Below are 17641 nucleotides of genomic sequence, written 5' to 3' on the forward strand. Positions count from 1 at the left end.
ACGGCCCGGAAAATGCGGCGGCGATACGGCAGGTTCGGCAAGGTTGGTACATATGAGCGCAACACCTTCCTCTCCCCGCCTCGAGGCCGCTGCAAGCCTAGTCGGCGGAACTCTGGTCGGCGGAAATCTGGCTGGCGCCTCCCGCCGCAGCGAGATCGCCCCCTTCATCGTCATGGACGTGATGGAGCGGGCGGCGCGCATCGAGGCGGCGGGCGGCCATGTCATCCATATGGAGGTCGGCCAGCCGGCGGCGCCCGCGCCCTCCACCGCCCGCGAGGCGGCGCGTCGGGCGCTCGACCATGGCCGCATCGGCTACACCACCGCGCTCGGCATTCCCTCGCTGCGCGCCCGCATCGCCCGCCATTATGGCGAGACCTATGGCGTGGAGATCGACCCGGCGCGGGTGGTGGTGACGACCGGCTCCTCCTCCGGTTTCCTGCTCACCTTCCTCGCCCAGTTCGAGCCGGGAGACCGGGTGGCGATCGCCAATCCCGGCTATCCCCCCTATCGCCATATCCTGACGGCGCTGGGCTGCGAGCCGGTGCTGATCGAGACCGATGCCGCCTCGCGCTGGGTGATCACGCCCGAGGCGCTACTGGAGGCGCACCGGCGCACCCCGCTCAAGGGCGTGCTGGTGGCCAGCCCCGCCAACCCGACCGGCACGATGATGCGGCCCGAGGCGCTGGCCGAACTGGTCCGCACCGCCGAGGGCGCCGGCATCCGCTTCATTTCCGACGAGATCTATCACGGGCTGGACTACGCCTTCCCCGCCACCACGGCGGCGGCGATCAGCCTGCAGGCCACCATCATCCATTCCTTCTCGAAATATTTCTGCATGACCGGCTGGCGGGTCGGCTGGATGGTGATGCCGGAAGGTCTGGTGCGCGCGGTGGAGCGGCTGCAGCAGAATTTGATGATCTCGGTGCCCACCCTCTCGCAGATCGCCGCCGAGGCGGCGTTCGATGGCGCCAGCGAGATGGAGGCGGTGAAGCATGGCTATGAGGAGAACCGGCTGATCCTCACCACCGGCCTGCCCGCCGTCGGCCTGCCGGAATTCCTGCCCGTCGACGGTGCGTTCTATCTCTATGCCGACGTCTCGCGCTTCACCGACGATTCTGCCGCCTTCGCCCGGCGGCTGCTCGACGAGGCGCATGTGGCGGCGACGCCGGGGGTCGATTTCGACCCGCATCGCGGCCACCATTATCTGCGCCTGTCCTATGCCGGCGCCCCGGACGAGATGCGCGAGGCGGTGCAGCGCATCGGCGATTTTCTGCGCAAGGGGTGAGAGTAGGGCGAGGGGGGAGCTGGGGAGAGGCCCTGCGTCCTTTGAGGCTCACTGCGCTCGCACCTCAGGATGACGGGCCGCGGCGCGCTCCTGTCCACGAAGGCCGTCATGCTGAGGTGCCGGCCGCACGGCCGGCCTCGAAGCACGCAGGCAGCGGAAGGCGTGGGCCCCCGGGCCAAGCCCGGGGATGAGGGCAGCTTACCTTTCCGCCAGCGCCGCGTCATAGGCGGCCTGGGACGCCAGGATGGCGTCCATATTGTGCTCGGCCCAATGGGTGAGGGCGGCGGCGGTTTCCGCCAGCGTGCGGCCGAGCGGGGTGAGTGCGTATTCCACCGTGACCGGCACGGTGGGGTACACGGTGCGCGTCACCAGCCCGTCGCGCTCCAGCTTCTTCAGCGTCTGCGACAGAACCTTTTGCGAAATGAGCTTGATGTCGCGGCGCAGATGGTTGAACCGCACCGGCCCGCCCTCCAGCCGGTCGAGGATCAGCAGCGCCCATTTGTCGGCTAGCCGGTCGAGCACCAGCCGGGTCGGGCAGCGATCCTCATAAACGTCATAGGCATAGCGCATCGCGGTCTCACTCGTTGTCGTGCGGCGGGCGGCGTTCCGCAAGTCGGTTTCCTCGACGCCACCATGTGAGCCGCAAGTGCTCTCTTCCGGCCTCTCCGTTGAGAGAGTATGTAGTCCATCGAAACATGGTTTCCAATGGATACTAAGGAGAGTGACTATGGCAGGCAAGATTCTGGTGCTCGGCGCGAGTGGGCATGTCGGCCGCCCGCTGGTGAAGGGGCTGCTCGCCCGGGGCGAGAGTGTGAAGGCCGCCTCGCGTGGCGGCCAGCCGATCGAGGGCGCCGAGGGCGTCACCTTCGACTTCGCCGCGCCTGACTTCGCGGCGGCGTTTGACGGCGTCGACCGCGTCTTCGTGATGCTGCCGGGTGGCTATGTGAATTCCCGGGAATTGCTGATTCCGGTGATCGAGGCCGCCGCCGCCCGCAAGGTGAAGGTGGTGCTGCAGACCGCGCTCGGCGTCGATGCCGACGATTCCATCCCCTATCGCCAGGTCGAGCTGGCGCTGATCGCCTCGGGCACGCCCTATGTGATCCTGCGGCCGAACTGGTTCACCGACAATTTCCTGAACTTCTGGAAGCCGGGCATCGACCATGCCGGCGTCATCGCCGTGCCGGCGGGCGAGGGCAAGTCCGCCTTTATCGACGCCCGCGACATCGCGGCCAGCGCCGCGAGCGCGCTGACCAGCGACGCCTTTGACGGACGGGCGTTCAATCTCTCCGGGCCGGCGGCGCTGAGCTATGCCGAGGCGGCGGCGATCCTCGCGCCTGTCATGGGCAAGAGCGTCGCCTACACCCCGGTCGACGACGACACGTTCGTTGGCATCCTGACCGGGGTCGGCATCGGCGAAGACTATGCCCGCTTCCTCGCCAGCATCTTCTACCCCGTGCGGGAGGGCTGGACCGCCGGCGTCACCGATACGGTGCAGACGCTGACCGGCCACGCGCCGCGCTCGGTGGGCGAGTGGGCGCAGGAAAACGCGGCCGCGCTTCGGGCGTGATGTTGCGCGCCGCTGTCTCTCGGGCGCTGCCGGGAGACAGCGGCGCGGTTACGCCGCCACCTGCTCGGTGATCACCTCGAAACGCTGCAGCATATGCGGCCCGAAAGTGTGGACCATCGGGATGTCGGCGGCGTCGCGCCCGCGCGCCACCAGCACCCGGCCGATACGCGGCACGTTGTGGCGGGCGTCGAAGGTGTGCCAGTGGCCGCCAATATAGGCCTCGAACCACGCATTATAGTCCATCGGCGCCGGGTCCGGTGGCACGCCGATATCGCCGAGAAAGCCGTTGCAGTAGCGGGCCGGGATGTTCATGGCGCGGGTAAGCGCCACCGCCAGATGGGTGAAATCGCGGCAGACGCCGACCCGCTCGTTGAACGCCTGGGCGGCGGTGCGGGTGTTGCGGGCGAACTGATAGTCGAAGCGGATCTGCGCGTTGACGAAATTGCAGATCTGCTGGACCCGGTTCCAGCCGGGGGCGTAGTTGCCGAACAGGTTCCACGCCACGCCCGAGAGTTCGTCGACCTCGCAATAGCGGCTCGGCAGCAGGAACTGCAGCACCTCCGGCGGCAGTTCGGCCGGCGGGTGCTCGATGGCGTTTTGGTCGAACACATCAAGCGTGCCGGGATCGGCGACGTTGATCCGGCTCTCGAAGCGGGCGCCGCCGGTCGGGATGAGCAGGCGCCGGCAGATATTGCCGAAGCTGTCGTCATAATCCTCGCTGGCCACCGGGCTGCCGTCGCTCAGCGCGGTTACGCTCATCGTGGCGACGTCGATGATGTCGACCTGTCGTTCCGGGTGCGGGTCGAGCAGGGTGATGCCGGCGGTCGGCTGGTTGCAGACGATCTCGATCCGGTACCCGCATTGTATGGTGATCATTCCGAGCCCCGCATCGCCGTCATTGCAGAACAGAACACCGTTCGCGGGCGGAGGTTCCGGCGACTTGTGCCGAGATTGCAGGCAGGCGGAATAAGAAAACGGCGCCGTGAGGCGCCGTTTCCATGAGCGGTGGCGGGATAGGCCCCTGCTGGTCGTGCGTCGGCGACGATTACTCGCCGAAGATCTTGCGCTGCCACCAGCCGGTGCGGCGCGGGCGATCGGGTTCCGGCTCGGCCGGGGCTGCCGCCTCGGTGGCAGCGGGCGCCTCGGTGGGAGCGGGGGCCGCTTCCGGAGCGCTCGGCTCTTCCGTCGGGGTGGCGACGGCCGCCTCGTCGACGCTCGCGCCAGTCTCGGCCGGGGCTTCCGGCGCCGGGGCTTCAGGCGCGGGAGTTTCCGGCGCGGGGGCATCGCTCACGCCATCACTTTCGGCAACGACGGCCGGCGCCTTCTCCCGCACCGTCGAGCGACGGCGGCGGGGCTTCGGCTTGGCGGCTTCAGGCGCATCGGCCGCATCCGCGGCGGGTGCTTCGGCGGCGGGTTCTGCCGCAGCGGCGTCGGCGCTGGGGGCGTCGACGGCTTCCGCCGTCTCTGCCGCCGCCGCCTTGGTGCGGCGTCCACCGCGACGGCCGCGGCGCGGCTTCTCGTCCTCGACGGGTGCGGCTTCCGCTGTCGCTTCCGGCGCAATCTCGGCGGAGGTCTCGGCCGGCGTCTCTTCCGGCGTGGCGGTGGCTTCTTCGGCCAATGCGACCGCCTGTTCGGCCGGTTCGCCGGCGAGGGGGACCTCGGCGGTGACGTCGGTCCCAATCTCGGCCATCACCTCGGGAGCCGCTTCGGCGCGCTCGCTGGAGCGCTCCTCGTCGTCGCCCTCCTCGCCATCATCCTCGAACTCGGCGCCGGACATGTCCGACCCCTGCTCGCCCTCGGCATGACGCTCGCCATTCTCGCCGTTCTCGCCATTGGCGCCACCGCCGCGCCGACGCCGACGCCGACGGCGACGACGACGTCCGCCATCGCCGGCCGGGTCGCCGGCAGCGGGGGCCGGCGGGGCGTTGTGGCTCTCGCCGGCTTCCGGCTCGGCGGCGGCTTCCACCGTCTCTTCGGTCGCCGTCGTGGTCTCGGCCTCGTCCTCGGCTTCATCGGCCGCGGCGAGGTCCATCTCATCCTCCGGCTCGAACACCAGCTCGGGCGGGCGCGGCAGCGGGATCGGGTTGAGCACCGCGTCGCCCTTGTCGATGGCGAAGGGGGTGAGCCCGGTCAGCGTCTGGTCGGCCGCGATGGTGATGAGGACGCCGAAGCGCTCTTCCAGCTCGTGCAGATGCGCGCGCTTGTGGTTGAGCACATAGAGCGCGTTCTCGGCGCGGGTGCGGATGACGAGGTTATGCGTGTTCGAGCGCTGGAGAATGTCCTCGGCGCCGCGCAGCATCTGCAGCGCGACCGAGGGCGAGGAGCGCACATGGCCGGTGCCGCCGCAATGCGGGCAGACCTCGGTGGAGGATTCCAGCACGCCGGTGCGGATGCGCTGCCGGCTCATTTCCATCAGGCCGAAATGCGAGATGCGGCCGAGCTGGATGCGGGCGCGGTCGTTCTTCAGGCAGTCCTTGAGCTTGCGCTCCACCGCCCGGTTGTTGCGCTTTTCGTCCATGTCGATGAAGTCGATCACGACAAGGCCGGCAAGGTCGCGCAGGCGCAACTGGCGGGCCACCTCCTCGGCGGCCTCCAGGTTGGTCTTAAGCGCGGTGTCCTCGATATTGTGCTCGCGGGTCGAGCGCCCGGAGTTCACGTCGATCGAGACCAGAGCCTCGGTCGGGTTGATGACGAGGTAGCCGCCGGACTTCAGCTGCACCTGCGGCAGGAACATCGCGTCGAGCTGGCTCTCCACCCCGAAGCGGGTGAACACCGGCTGCAGATCCTTGTAGACCTTCACGTTCTTCGCATGGCTCGGCATGAGCATGCGCATGAAGTCCTTGGCCTCGCGATAGCCTTCGTCGCCGGCGACGAGAACCTCGTCGATGTCCTTGTTGTAGAGGTCGCGGATCGAGCGCTTGATCAGCGAGCCTTCCTCATAGACCAGCGAGGGCGCGGTCGAGCCCAGCGTCAGCTCGCGCACATTCTCCCACAGGCGCAGGAGATATTCGAAGTCGCGCTTGATTTCCGGCTTGGTGCGGTTGGCGCCGGCGGTGCGCAGGATGACGCCCATGCCCTCCGGCACTTCGAGATCGGAGGCGACCTCCTTCAGCCGCTTGCGGTCCTCGGCCGAGGTGATCTTGCGGGAGATGCCGCCGCCGCGCGCGGTGTTGGGCATCAGCACCGAATAGCGGCCGGCGAGCGAGAGATAGGTGGTGAGCGCCGCGCCCTTGTTGCCGCGCTCTTCCTTGACCACCTGCACCAGCATCACCTGGCGGCGCTTGATGACTTCCTGGATCTTGTAGGTGCGGGCCCGGCCGCGCGGGGGCGCACGCTCGGGCATTTCCTCCATCGCGTCGTCGGAGCCGACCTCGTCGACGATCTCTTCCTCGTCGGCGATCTCCTCGACCTCGCCGCCGCCTTCGCCGCCAGCCTCGTCATCGGAGGAGGAGCGGCGGCGGCGCGAGCGGCGGGCCGGGGTGGCGTCGCCCTCGCTCTCGCTGGTCGTCTCGGCGTTGGTGTCTTCGGAAACGCTCTCGTCGCCCTCGGCCGACTTGGCCGCGCCGCGTGCCCGGCGAGGGCGGCTCTTGGGCTTGTCCTCGTTCTCGGCCTCGGCATCGCGCCGCTGCTGGCGTTCTTCCTCGGCGAGGAGCGCCTGCCGGTCGGCGACCGGGATCTGGTAGTAGTCGGGATGGATCTCGCTGAAGGCGAGGAAGCCATGCCGGTTGCCGCCATATTCGACGAAGGCGGCCTGGAGGGAAGGTTCTACCCGCGTAACCTTGGCGAGGTAGATGTTGCCGCGCAGCGGCTTGCGGTTGGCGGCCTCGAAGTCGAATTCCTCGACTCGGTTGCCGCGCACCACCACCACCCGAGTCTCCTCGGGATGGGTGGCGTCGATGAGCATCTTGTTGGCCATTGAACTCTCATATGGGGCAACGGTCGCGTCGACGTCGCCAGCGACGCCGGACGGCTCAGGCCGTGCCAGTAAGCGGAAATTGAAAGCGTGAAGAGGATGCGGCGGTCAGGACGGGGTGCCTCGCAGGCGGGGCGCCGACGCGGTGCGCAGGTCGCGGGCCTGCGGGCAGGTGCGCGGCGGAAAACCGCCCCACGCACGAAACCCACACTTGCCGGCTGACGCATCATCGTTGGTTGCCGTCCTTACACGACCGAACAGGGCAAGCCGCGACCGCGCGCGATCCGGCTCGAGGCAGCTGGCCGCGAAGGCGCGTGGGGGACGACACGACGAAATGCGCCGCGCGAAGACACCACGTCCACTCGTCCGTGAATGACAAAACCGGGCCGCGTCCCCCTGGCGCGCAGTCATGACGACCGCCAAGGCACGGCTACGGGTCCTGAACGGAATTCGCGCCTTGTGCCGGGCCCCTCCATCGCTGGACAGCCCTTCGCCGCAGGGGCCGCGAGAGCCGGACGTCGACGGGCGACCGGAATGCGAACCATATGCCTGCTCTTAATAGCGGCATGCGTGACGTTTTGGCAAGGATCGCGTCGGACAAGGCGCGCCTGGCCGCCGTTGCCCGCCGGCCACGTTCGCCGGGCGAAGCGACGCCGGGCACAGCGGCCGGTTAACGGTTCGTTGTAATTTCGCTAGAAGGGTGGGGGAAGGACCCCGCCTGTGATGGCGGGGGCGGGGATAGAGGACGACGCGAGCAACCATGGCGTGGCGAACGGGGATACGGAGGATCTGTCTGGCGGCGGCGCTCGCGCTGTTGCCGGCGTGGGTCTCCATGTCTTCGGCAACCTCCCATGCCGCCGGCGCCAGCGAGCCTGTCGTGGCCAGCGATGCCCGCCTCGCCGGCGATGGCGAGCGCACGCGTCTGGTGATCGACCTGTCGCGTTCGGTGCCGCTCGGCGCCTTTACCCTTGCCGATCCCTACCGGGTCGTGGTCGACATCCCCGATGTCATTTTTGCACTGCCGGACTCGGCCGGGCAGGAGGGGCGGGGCCTTGTCGCCGCCTATCGCTTCGGCCTTTTCGCCCCGGGCAAGGCGCGCATCGTGCTCGACCTCACCGACCCGGTGACGGTCGACAAGGCCTTCGTGCTGGAGCCGATGGACGACCAGCCGGCACGGCTCGTCATCGATCTCGTCAAGACCGACCGGGCCAGATTCCTTCAAGCGGCGGCGGCGCCGCTGCGCGCCACCGAGCAGCCGGAAATGCCGCAGGCCGAAGCGGCCGCTGCCGGCGACCATCGCCCGGTGATCGTGCTCGATCCCGGCCATGGCGGCATCGACCCAGGCGCGGTGAACCCCAAATTCAACGTCACCGAGAAGCACCTCGTGCTCACCATCGCCCGCCAGCTGGAGCGGCGCCTGGCGGAGACGGGCCGCTACCGCGTGCTGCTGACGCGCACCAAGGACACCTATGTCTCGCTCGGCCAGCGCGTGCGCTTCGCCCGCGACAACGGAGCAAGGCTGTTCATCTCGCTGCACGCCGATTCGCTCGGCTCGCGCGATGGCGACGTGCGCGGGGCGACGATTTACACCCTGTCCGACCGCGCCTCCGACGCCGAATCGCAGCGCCTGGCGGATGCGGAAAACAAGGCGGACATGATCGCGGGCCTCGATCTTTCCGAGGAGCCGGCGGATGTGGCCGGCATATTGTTTGACCTCGCCCAGCGCGAAACCCGCAATTTTTCCGCGCTTTTCGCCCGCAGCCTCGCCGGCAGTGTCAGCGGCGTGGCGCGCATGCACAAATCGCCGCTCAAAGCGGCGGGATTCAAGGTGTTGAAGGCGCCGGACGTGCCCTCCGTGCTGTTCGAGCTGGGCTATCTTTCCAGCGCCAAGGACCTCGAACTCATGACATCGTCCGCGTGGCAGGCTAGTGTAACCGAGGCCATGGTTGTGGCGATCGAGGCCTATTTCGCCGCGCAGGGGCCCGTCGAGGGTACCCCTGTGGCGCTGCCGGCCAGCGTTGGCCGCACAAGCGGCGAGCCGCTGGCCGCGACCGGGCCATAACGGTCGCGATTAGGCCATAGTTGCCGCGCAAACGCTGCCCTTCGGGCGACGACCACATTCGGACTCTTATCGCGCTGCCGCGCGGGGGTGTTCTCAGCTTATTGGGGGCCTGGCCGTATGCGGCTGCTTCTGCGGTTCTTGGGGTTCATGTTCGCGCTCGGCACGATCGTCTTCGTGATCGGCGGGGCGGCGGCCGGCTATTTTGCGTGGAAATTCTCGCAGGACCTGCCGGACTACAGCCAGCTGCAGAACTACGAGCCGCCGGTCATGACCCGCGTCCATGCCGCGGACGGCTCGCTGCTGGCCGAATATGCCCGCGAGCGCCGGCTCTATCTGCCGATCCAGAACATCCCGCCGCTGGTGAAGGAGGCGTTCCTCGCCGCCGAGGACAAGAACTTCTATTCCCATGGCGGCATCGACCTGACCGGCATCGGCCGCGCCGCCTTCGCCTTCCTGCAGAATTACGGCTCCGGCCGCCGCCCGCAGGGCGCCTCCACCATCACCCAGCAGGTGGCGAAGAACTTCCTGCTGACCAATGAGGTCTCGATCGACCGCAAGGTGAAGGAGGCGCTGCTGGCGCTGCGCATGGAGCGCGCCTATTCCAAGGACAAGATCCTCGAACTCTATCTGAACGAGATCTATCTCGGCATCGGCTCCTATGGCGTCGCCGCCGCCTCGCTGCTCTATTTCGACAAGTCGGTCTCCGAGCTGACCATCGCCGAGGCCGCCTATCTCGCCGCCCTGCCGAAGGGCCCGAACAATTATCACCCGTTCCGCCGCCACGACGCCGCTGTCGAGCGCCGCAACTGGGTGATCGATCGCATGGCCGAGAACGGCTATATCACCCAGCAGCAGGCCGACGACGCCAAGAAGACCGACCTGTCCGTGACCGTGCGCCCGACCGGCGCGCATATCTTCTCGGCCGAATATTTCGCCGAGGAAGTGCGCCGCGAGATTTTCGAGCGCTATGGCGAGGACAAGCTCTATGGCGGCGGCCTCTCGGTGCGGACCTCGCTGAACCCCAAGCTACAGCAGTATGCCAAGGAAGCGCTTCTCGACGGGCTGACCCGCTATGACGAGCAGCGCGGCTTCCGCGGTCCGGTCACGCGGATCGAGACGACGGGCGACTGGGGCGCGCGCCTCGCCGATGTGCGCACCTTCACCGACATTCCCTGGCGGCTCGCCGTGGTGCTGGATTCTGACGCCAAGGGCGCGCGCATCGGCCTGCAGCCGCAGCGCGACCGTTCCGGCGTGCTCGGCACCCAGCGCGATGTCGGCATGATCACCGCCGACGGCGCCAAATGGGCGATCCGCAACGCCAAGGGCGGCGTGGCCGGCGTGCTGAAGCCCGGCGACGTGGTCTATGTCGAGCCGGTGGACGGCAAGCCCGACCAATGGCGCCTGCGCCAGCAGCCGCAGATCGAAGGCGCGCTTGTCGCGATGGACCCCTCGACCGGGCGCGTGCTGGCCATGGCCGGCGGCTTCTCCTTCGACGAAAGCCAGTTCAACCGCGCCACCCAGGCCCAGCGCCAGCCAGGCTCGTCGTTCAAGCCCTATGTCTACGCGGCCGCCATCGACAATGGCTACACGCCGTCCAGCGTCATCATGGACGCGCCGTTTGAGCTGGCCCAGCAGGGGCAGGCGACCTGGCGGCCGGAAAACTATTCCGGCAAGTTCTATGGCCCTCAGACGCTGCGCTTCGGCATCGAGCAGTCGCGCAACGTGATGACGGTGCGGCTGGCGAACGATCTCGGCATGCCGCTGATCGTCGAATACGCCAAGCGCTTCGGCGTCTCCGACAATCTGCTCCCCGTGCTCTCCATGTCGCTCGGCGCCGGCGAGACCACGGCGCTGCGCATGGCCGGCGGCTATTCGATGTTCGCCAATGGCGGCAAGCGCATCAAGCCGACGCTGATCGACCGCGTGCAGGACCGCTACGGCAAGACCATCTACCGCCATGACGAGCGCGAATGCCGCGGCTGCGACGCCGCCGGCTGGCAGGGCCAGAATGAGCCGGTGCTGATCGACCGGCGCGAGCAGGTGCTCGACCCGATGACGGCCTACCAGATCACCTCGATGCTGGAAGGCGTGGTCCAGCGCGGCACCGGCACGGCGCTGAAGGTGCTGGGCAAGCCGATTGCCGGCAAGACCGGCACCACCAACGAGGAAAAGGACGCCTGGTTCGTCGGCTACACCCCGGAGCTGGTGGTGGCGGTCTATCTCGGCTTCGATACGCCCAAGCCGATGGGCAAGGGCTCGACCGGCGGCCTGATCGCCGCCCCCGTGGTCCGCGACTTCATGAAGCTGGCGCTGGCCGACCGGCCGGCCGTGCCCTTCCGCGTGCCGCCCGGCATCAAGCTGATCCGCATCAACCCGAAGAGCGGCCTGCGCGCCGGGCCGGGCGAGGGCTCGATCCTTGAGGCGTTCAAGCCGGGCACGGCGCCGCCCGACAGCTATTCGATCATCGGCGCTACCGATGCCGCTGGCAATCCGATCGGCATCAACCCCGACGCCGACCGCGCCGTGGGCGCCAGCGGCACCGGCGGGCTCTACTGAGCCGCGCCGGCGGCGTCCTCAGCCATCATAGGGCCAGGCCTTGAACGCCTCCTGCGCCTCGGCGCGGGTGGTGAGGCGGGTGAGCGCCGGAAAGGCGTCCGCCGGCATCAGATCCGGCAGCATGCGGGTGGTGAAGGTCCAGGCGATGGCGGTGGTGATGTCGGCCTGCAGCGGCGCCGGGCCGAACAGCCAGCCCTCCCCATCTTCCATCGTCGCGTCGCCGATCTCCGCCTCGATCAGGCGGTAGGCGGCGAGGAGTTGCTCGTTCACCCGGTCCAGCCAGGGCTGGTGGCGCTTCTCCTCCGGGCGCAGCTGGTTCTCATAGACGATCTGCACGCTCTTCTCGCAGGCGGCCAGCGCCAGGCCGATCAGCCGCTGCGCCCGGGCATGCGCGGAAAGTTCGTCCGGGGCGAGCGAGCGGCCGGCCAGCTTCTCGGTATGTTCGAGGATGAGGGTCGAATCCATCAGCACGACGCCGCCATCGGTGATCAGCGTCGGCGCCTTCACCACCGGATTGATTCCCTGAAATCGCTCATAATGGCGGAACACGGACACGGACTCGTGGGTGAAGGGCAGGCCGAGAGTGGTCAGTGACACCGCGACGCGGCGCACATAGGGCGAATCGAGCATGCCGACGAGGTGCATCTGATGTTCCTTTTGCCAGGGTTCGCCGCATCCTAGGGCCGCCGGCGCGCCCCGCAAGCCGCTCGGCGCGACGCCTGCGGAGCCAACCGGCGCGCGGGGCGTTTACACTGTGCGGCAACGCCTCTATTTTCCGCCGCCTTCAATGTCCTATCGAGAGTAGCCATCATGCGCGCCGAGCTCGCCGCGAGCGTCGACGAAATCCGGGAAGCCGCCCAGTTGCTGCGGCAGCACATCGATTTCGACCGTTCCAAGGCCCGCCTTGCCGAGCTGAATGCGCTCGCCGAGGACCCCAATCTGTGGAACGATCCCGAGCGCGCGCAGAAGCTGATGCAGGAGCGCGGCACGCTGGAGGACGGGCTCGGTGCGCTGGAGCGCATCACCCGCGAGCTCTCCGACAATGTCGAGCTGATCGAGATGGGCGAGGCCGAGGGCGACGCCTCGATCGTCGACGAGGCGGCAAACGCGCTCACCAAACTGAAGGCTGAGGTCGCGCGCCGCCAGCTGGAAGCGCTGCTGTCCGGCGAGGCGGACGCCAATGACAGCTATCTCGAAGTCCATGCCGGCGCCGGCGGCACCGACAGCCAGGACTGGGCGCTGATGCTGCTGCGCATGTATACGCGCTGGGCCGAGCGCCGCGGCTTCAAGGTGGAGCTGGTGGACGAGCAGGCGGGCGAAACCGCCGGGCTGAAATCCGCGACCATCCTGGTCAAGGGCCACAACGCCTATGGCTGGATGAAGACCGAGGGCGGCGTGCACCGGCTGGTGCGGATCTCGCCCTTCGATTCCAACGCCCGGCGCCAGACCTCCTTCGCCAGCGTCGACGTCTACCCCGTGATCGACGACCGCATCGTCGTCGACATCAAGGAAAGCGATCTGCGCATCGACACGATGCGTTCCGGCGGCGCCGGCGGCCAGCACGTCAACAAGACCGAATCCGCCGTCCGCTTCACCCATATTCCCACCGGCATCGCCGTGGTGGCACAGGGCGACCGTTCCCAGCACAAGAACCGCGCCACGGCGTGGGAAATGCTGCGCGCCAAGCTCTACGAGATGGAGCTGAAGAAGCGCGAGGCGCAGGCCGCCGCCGACCAGGCCGCCAAGACCGATATCGGCTGGGGCCATCAGATCCGCTCCTATGTGCTCCAGCCCTACCAACTGGTGAAGGATCTGCGCACCGGCGTCACCTCGGGCACGCCGCAGGAAGTGCTGGACGGCGATCTCGACCCGTTCATGGAAGCGGCGCTGGCGCAGCGCGCCTATGGCGGCGGGCCGGCCAGCGTCGAGGATGTGGACTGAGCGCAGAGGCGGGACGCCTGTCGCGCCCCGCCGCGCCTCACAGCGCCTGCGCCGCCGCCAGCACCTCGTCCGCGTGGCCGGCGACCTTCACCTTCGGCCAGAGGCGGGCGACCCGCCCCTCGCGGTCGATCAGCATGGTGGTCCGCTCGACGCCCATGTATTTCTTGCCGTACATGGATTTCTCGCCCCACACGCCATAGGCTTCGAGCATGGCATGGTCCTCGTTCCCGGCGAGCGGGAAGGTGAGGCCCTCCTTGGCGCGGAACTTGGCGAGCGCCTTGTCCGGGTCGGGCGAGACGCCGACCACCAGCGTGTCGGCGGCATCGAAATCGGCCTTCAGGCGGTTGAAGTCATGCGCCTCCACCGTGCAGCCTGACGTGCCGGCCTTGGGGTAGAAATAGAGCACCAGCTTTCGGCCACGGCAGGCGGCGAGGGACAGCACCTCGCCCGAATCGGTGGTCAAAGTGAAGTCGGGCGCGGGGGCTCCCACCTCTATCTCGGTCATGTGCCTTCCTTTCGGCGTGTTTGGGGGGGATCGGCTGGGGGTGGCATGCCGTTGGGGCTTGCCGGTGGACGTGCGGGCCCGCCAATTGTGCGGAGCGATCAGCGGGATGTCAGCATGCAGGTGGATAAGGTGTCGCCGCCTGTCATGCGCGCGGGCATTATGACCCAGCCTCAAGGATTCGTGCCGTAGATGAAAGAGCAGACGACGCACAGGTCGCCGACGGCCGGCAAGCGCCAGGTGAAGCGCCTTCGCGTCAAGCGGCCGCCGAAGGTGTGCGCGACGCCCGCTCGCCGGCGGCGCTGGCTGCGCCTTTGCGCCTGGTCGGGCGGCTCCACCTTCGTGCTTCTGGCCGCCGCGATCGCCGGCATCTACCTTCTGTTCAGTGCCGGTGTGCTCACCGTCGACATGGCGCGCCCCTATGTCGAGCGCACGCTTGAAGCGCGGCTCGGGGCCGGGCGCACCGTGCAGATCGGCGCCATCGTCGCCGAGCGTGCGCCGGAGGGCGGCATCGTGCTGCACGCGGCCGATATCACCGTGCGCGACAGCGATGGCGACCTCATAGCCACCGCGCCGCAAGCGGAAGTGGCGCTGCAGAACAGCTGGCTGCCCTGGCTGATGCAGCCCGAGCGGGTCGATCTGGTCGGCGTCCGGCTGAATGTGTTCATCGATGCGCAGGGCCAGCTCTCCATCTCGACCGAGGCGGACGCTGCCGACGGCGCCCGGGTGCAGCCCAAGCTGCTCACCACCGTGCCGACGGCCGATCCCGCGGCCGACCAAACGGCCGGACCCGTCCCCGCGCCGGCCGGCGCGCCGGTGCCTGCGGAGGGCGCGCCCGGTGTCGCTGTGGCGGAGGGCGAGGTGCCGACGCCGTTCGGCCCGCTCCGCCTTGCCAGCCTCGCCGCGCTGGCCCGACAGTTCGACCAGGGCGGCCTCGATGGCGGCACGCTGAGCGAGATCGGGCTCAAGGAAGGCATCCTTGTCATCCGCAACGAGGCCAGCGGGCGGGAATGGACCTTCGACGACATCGACCTGTCGCTGTCGCGCCCGGCGGCCGGTGGCGTGACCTTCGACATCAAGGCTGGCGGCATGGACGGGCCGTGGTCGGCGCGGGCCACGGTCGGCGCGCTCAACGAGGGGCGGCGCGACCTGGAACTGGAAGTGCGCGACCTCGCGCCGCGCGATCTGCTGATCTCCGCCGGTAAGGCCGGGGCGGATATTCTTGCCACCTCGCCGCTGTCGATCGATTTCGTCGCCACCATCGACCCGCGCGGCGTGGTGCTGGCGAGCAGCGGGCGACTGGCGGCCGGGGCGGGCGAGCTTCAGGTCGGCCCGGACGTGGACGGGCGCATGTTGATTGACGAGGCGGTGCTGGCCTTTTCGCTCGATCCGGCGGCGCGGCGGATCAACCTCACCTCCGTGACCGCCCAAGCCGGCCCCTTCGCCATGGACCTCGCCGGCACGGTGGAGATTCCCGCCGACAGCGCCGGCCTCTGGCGGCTGCACAGCCATTCGGCGCGGGCCAGCTTCCTCGGCGGCGGCCCGCACCAGACGCAGGTGCCGCCCTTTGTCCTCGACGATATCGTGTTCGATCTCTCCTTCGATCCGGTGGCGCAGCGCGCCAGCATTGATCGCGGTGAGCTGAAAGGGCCGCAGGGCGGCATCACGCTGGGCGGCGCGCTGGAACTCGCGGGGCCCGCGCCCTCGCTCTCCATGACCGTTGCCGCCACCCCGATGACGGTGCCGTCGCTGATCCGGCTCTGGCCCGCCGTCGCCGCGCCGGCACCGCGCAAATGGGTGTACGACCATCTGGTTTCGGGCGATGTCAGCGAAGCGAAGATCTTCTTCAACGCTCCGCTGGATTCCATCGGCAATGATGACCGCCCGCTCGCCGAAGAGGCACTGAGCATCGACATCAAAGGCACCAATGGGCGCTTCATTCCGGTGCCCGGTCTTCCCCCGGTGATCGATGCCGACGTGGTGGTGAAGATCACCGGCCGCACCGCGCATGTGAAGGTGGCCAAGGCGGCGATGCAGACGCCGGGCGACCGCCGACTGGAGATTGGCGAGAGCATCTTCGACATTTCCGACACCGCTCCGGAAAAGCCGGAGGCGAAGGTGCAGGTGAATGTGAGCGGCCAGGCCGCCGCCGCCATCGAACTGGCCGGCATTCCGCCGCTGCGCGGGCCGACCTATGTGCCGATCGAGCCGCAGACGGTCGCGGGAACGATCAAGGGCACGGCGCAGATCAGCGTGAAGCTGTCCGACAATATCCAGCCTTCGGATATCGACTACGCCTTCGACGCCACGCTCAGCGATTTCGGCGCGTCGAAAATGGTGTTCAACCAGAATCTCAGTGACGCCACGGTGCGCGCCTTCGTGACCCAGGCGGCGACGGTGGCGCGCGGCCAGGGCAAGTTCGGCGGCGCACCGGCCAGCTTCGACTATAGCCGCCCGGCCACCGGCGACATGACCTTCGCGCTCGCCGCCTCGCTGGACGACGCCGCGCGGCAGAAGCTCGGCTTCGAGCTGCCCGGCATGTCCGGCACGCTGGGTGTCAAGCTGGCCGGCACGGTCGGCGCCAAGGCGAAGACGGCGGATGTCGAGCTCGACCTCACCGGCGTGAAGCTCGCGGACCTGGTGCCCGGATGGACCAAGCCCGCCGGCAAGCCGGCAAAGATGACCGCCAAGGCCGTCATCACCGGCAATGGCACACGGCTCGAAGATCTGGTGGTGACCGGGCAGGGGGTGGACATTCGCGGCACGGTGGAACTCGATTCCAAGGCGGCCGTGGTCAGCGCCAACCTGCCGACCTTCAAGCTTTCCGATGGCGACAAGGCCAGCGTGAAGCTGGAGAACGCAGACGGCACCTACAAGGTGACGGTGCGCGGCGAGGTGATCGAGGCGCGTGCCTTCCTCAAGCAGCTCACCGACAAGCCTCCCAGCGGGCCGGGCACGAGCCGCCCGCCCGACATCGATCTCGACGTCAAGCTCGGTGTCGTCGTCGGCAATAATGGCGAGGCGATGCGCGACGTCGCCCTCGTGATCTCGCGCCGAAATGGCGATCTACGCGCCTTCTCGCTCGGAGCGCTCGTCGGGCGCACCGGCGGCGTGACCGGCGAGCTGAAAGCGCAAGGCAATGGCCGGCCGCAGCTGCGGGTGGCCACCAGCGACGCCGGGGCGCTGCTGCGCTTCATCGACCTCTACCCCAAGATCTATGGCGGCGATCTCTGGATCGATGTCGACGCGCCTGCGGGCGATGGCCGGCCACAGAGTGGCGTTATCAATGTGCGCGACTTCGTGATCCGGGGCGAGGCCGGGCTCGACCGGCTGATCGCCGCCGCCCCGGCGACCATGCGCGACGGCCGCCCGCAGCCGGGCTCGGCCATCTCCTTCCGCAAGCTGCAGGTCGAGTTCCAGCGCTCCGCCCAGCAGATCACCCTGCGCGACGGGGCGATCTGGGGGCCGTCGATCGGCTCGACCTTCGATGGCACGCTCGATCTCGCCAATGACCGCGTGTCGGTGCGCGGCACGTATGTGCCGGCCTATGGGCTGAATAATCTGTTCAGCCGCCTACCGGTGCTCGGCTTCTTCCTCGGCGGCGGTCCCAATGAGGGGCTGGTCGGCGTGACCTATGAGATTGTCGGCCCGGTGTCCGGCCCGACGCTGCGGGTCAACCCGATCTCGGCGGTGGCGCCGGGCTTCCTGCGCAAGATCTTCGAGTTCCGCCAGGCCCCCGACCCGACCCCGCCGGCGGTGGTGCCGACGCGGTAGGCAGGGCCACGGCCGTCAAAAGGTCGTCATCCCCGGGGCTT

At 68.4% G+C, this 17641-nt stretch carries 11 protein-coding genes; 6 read left to right on the top strand and 5 right to left on the bottom strand.

Annotated elements, in window-relative coordinates; genetic code table 11:
- Window positions 1-172: 172 nt before the first annotated feature.
- The gene (locus A3M1_RS0118545) at window positions 173-1285 is read left to right on the top strand and encodes an aminotransferase class I/II-fold pyridoxal phosphate-dependent enzyme (RefSeq protein ID WP_018390488.1); all 1113 of its coding nucleotides are present in this window, start codon (window positions 173-175) and stop codon (window positions 1283-1285) included.
- A 198-nt stretch (window positions 1286-1483) separates the two neighbouring features.
- On the opposite strand, the gene A3M1_RS0118550 is transcribed toward A3M1_RS0118545, so the two are convergent.
- On the bottom strand, window positions 1484-1855 hold the full coding sequence (locus A3M1_RS0118550) for a helix-turn-helix domain-containing protein (protein WP_018390489.1): 372 nt from the start codon (window positions 1853-1855) through the stop codon (window positions 1484-1486).
- 157 nt (window positions 1856-2012) lie between these two features.
- On the opposite strand from A3M1_RS0118550, the gene A3M1_RS0118555 reads away from it, so the two are divergent.
- A complete protein-coding gene (locus A3M1_RS0118555) occupies window positions 2013-2852 on the top strand; it encodes an NAD(P)H-binding protein (RefSeq protein WP_018390490.1) in 840 nt (279 codons plus the stop codon).
- A gap of 48 nt (window positions 2853-2900) precedes the next feature.
- Here the strand turns inward: A3M1_RS0118555 and A3M1_RS0118560 are convergent, their stop codons facing one another.
- Both A3M1_RS0118560 and A3M1_RS0118565 read right to left on the bottom strand, forming a co-directional pair.
- Window positions 2901-3728, bottom strand: coding sequence for a transglutaminase family protein (locus tag A3M1_RS0118560; protein WP_018390491.1), 828 nt, complete (start codon window positions 3726-3728; stop codon window positions 2901-2903).
- 169 nt (window positions 3729-3897) lie between these two features.
- On the bottom strand, window positions 3898-6768 hold the full coding sequence (locus tag A3M1_RS0118565; protein WP_018390492.1) for a ribonuclease E/G: 2871 nt from the start codon (window positions 6766-6768) through the stop codon (window positions 3898-3900).
- Between the two features lie 829 nt (window positions 6769-7597).
- On the opposite strand from A3M1_RS0118565, the gene A3M1_RS0118570 reads away from it, so the two are divergent.
- Window positions 7598-8827 (top strand): N-acetylmuramoyl-L-alanine amidase, encoded by a 1230-nt coding sequence (locus A3M1_RS0118570; RefSeq protein WP_018964013.1) that lies wholly within the window; start codon window positions 7598-7600, stop codon window positions 8825-8827.
- Window positions 8828-8944: 117 nt separating this feature from the next.
- Window positions 8945-11383: a penicillin-binding protein 1A gene (locus A3M1_RS0118575; RefSeq protein WP_018390494.1), complete on the top strand. Its 2439-nt coding sequence runs from the start codon at window positions 8945-8947 to the stop codon at window positions 11381-11383.
- An 18-nt stretch (window positions 11384-11401) separates the two neighbouring features.
- On the opposite strand, the gene A3M1_RS0118580 is transcribed toward A3M1_RS0118575, so the two are convergent.
- Complete coding sequence (locus A3M1_RS0118580) at window positions 11402-12028, bottom strand: glutathione S-transferase (protein WP_018390495.1); 627 nt, start codon at window positions 12026-12028, stop codon at window positions 11402-11404.
- Between the two features lie 165 nt (window positions 12029-12193).
- Between A3M1_RS0118580 and prfB the strand changes: the two genes are divergently transcribed.
- The gene (prfB, locus tag A3M1_RS0118585) at window positions 12194-13324 is read left to right on the top strand and encodes a peptide chain release factor 2 (RefSeq protein ID WP_018390496.1); all 1131 of its coding nucleotides are present in this window, start codon (window positions 12194-12196) and stop codon (window positions 13322-13324) included.
- 37 nt (window positions 13325-13361) lie between these two features.
- Here the strand turns inward: prfB and bcp are convergent, their stop codons facing one another.
- The gene (bcp, locus tag A3M1_RS0118590; RefSeq protein ID WP_018390497.1) at window positions 13362-13829 is read right to left on the bottom strand and encodes a thioredoxin-dependent thiol peroxidase; all 468 of its coding nucleotides are present in this window, start codon (window positions 13827-13829) and stop codon (window positions 13362-13364) included.
- 189 nt (window positions 13830-14018) lie between these two features.
- Here bcp and A3M1_RS0118595 point away from each other — a divergent pair, with 189 nt between their 5' ends.
- A complete protein-coding gene (locus A3M1_RS0118595) occupies window positions 14019-17600 on the top strand; it encodes a DUF3971 domain-containing protein (RefSeq protein WP_018390498.1) in 3582 nt (1193 codons plus the stop codon).
- Window positions 17601-17641: the final 41 nt, after the last annotated feature.

Source organism: Ancylobacter sp. FA202 (genome assembly GCF_000380205.1).
Lineage (GTDB): Bacteria > Pseudomonadota > Alphaproteobacteria > Rhizobiales > Xanthobacteraceae > Ancylobacter.

Coding starts and splice junctions, on each gene's coding strand:
- A3M1_RS0118545 (WP_018390488.1), top strand. CDS start 173: ATGGACGTGATGGAGCGGGCGGCGCGCATCGAGGCGGCGGGCGGCCAT.
- A3M1_RS0118550 (WP_018390489.1), bottom strand. CDS start 1,855: ATGCGCTATGCCTATGACGTTTATGAGGATCGCTGCCCGACCCGGCTG.
- A3M1_RS0118555 (WP_018390490.1), top strand. CDS start 2,013: ATGGCAGGCAAGATTCTGGTGCTCGGCGCGAGTGGGCATGTCGGCCGC.
- A3M1_RS0118560 (WP_018390491.1), bottom strand. CDS start 3,728: ATGATCACCATACAATGCGGGTACCGGATCGAGATCGTCTGCAACCAG.
- A3M1_RS0118565 (WP_018390492.1), bottom strand. CDS start 6,768: ATGGCCAACAAGATGCTCATCGACGCCACCCATCCCGAGGAGACTCGG.
- A3M1_RS0118570 (WP_018964013.1), top strand. CDS start 7,598: ATGTCTTCGGCAACCTCCCATGCCGCCGGCGCCAGCGAGCCTGTCGTG.
- A3M1_RS0118575 (WP_018390494.1), top strand. CDS start 8,945: ATGCGGCTGCTTCTGCGGTTCTTGGGGTTCATGTTCGCGCTCGGCACG.
- A3M1_RS0118580 (WP_018390495.1), bottom strand. CDS start 12,028: ATGCACCTCGTCGGCATGCTCGATTCGCCCTATGTGCGCCGCGTCGCG.
- prfB (WP_018390496.1), top strand. CDS start 12,194: ATGCGCGCCGAGCTCGCCGCGAGCGTCGACGAAATCCGGGAAGCCGCC.
- bcp (WP_018390497.1), bottom strand. CDS start 13,829: ATGACCGAGATAGAGGTGGGAGCCCCCGCGCCCGACTTCACTTTGACC.
- A3M1_RS0118595 (WP_018390498.1), top strand. CDS start 14,019: ATGAAAGAGCAGACGACGCACAGGTCGCCGACGGCCGGCAAGCGCCAG.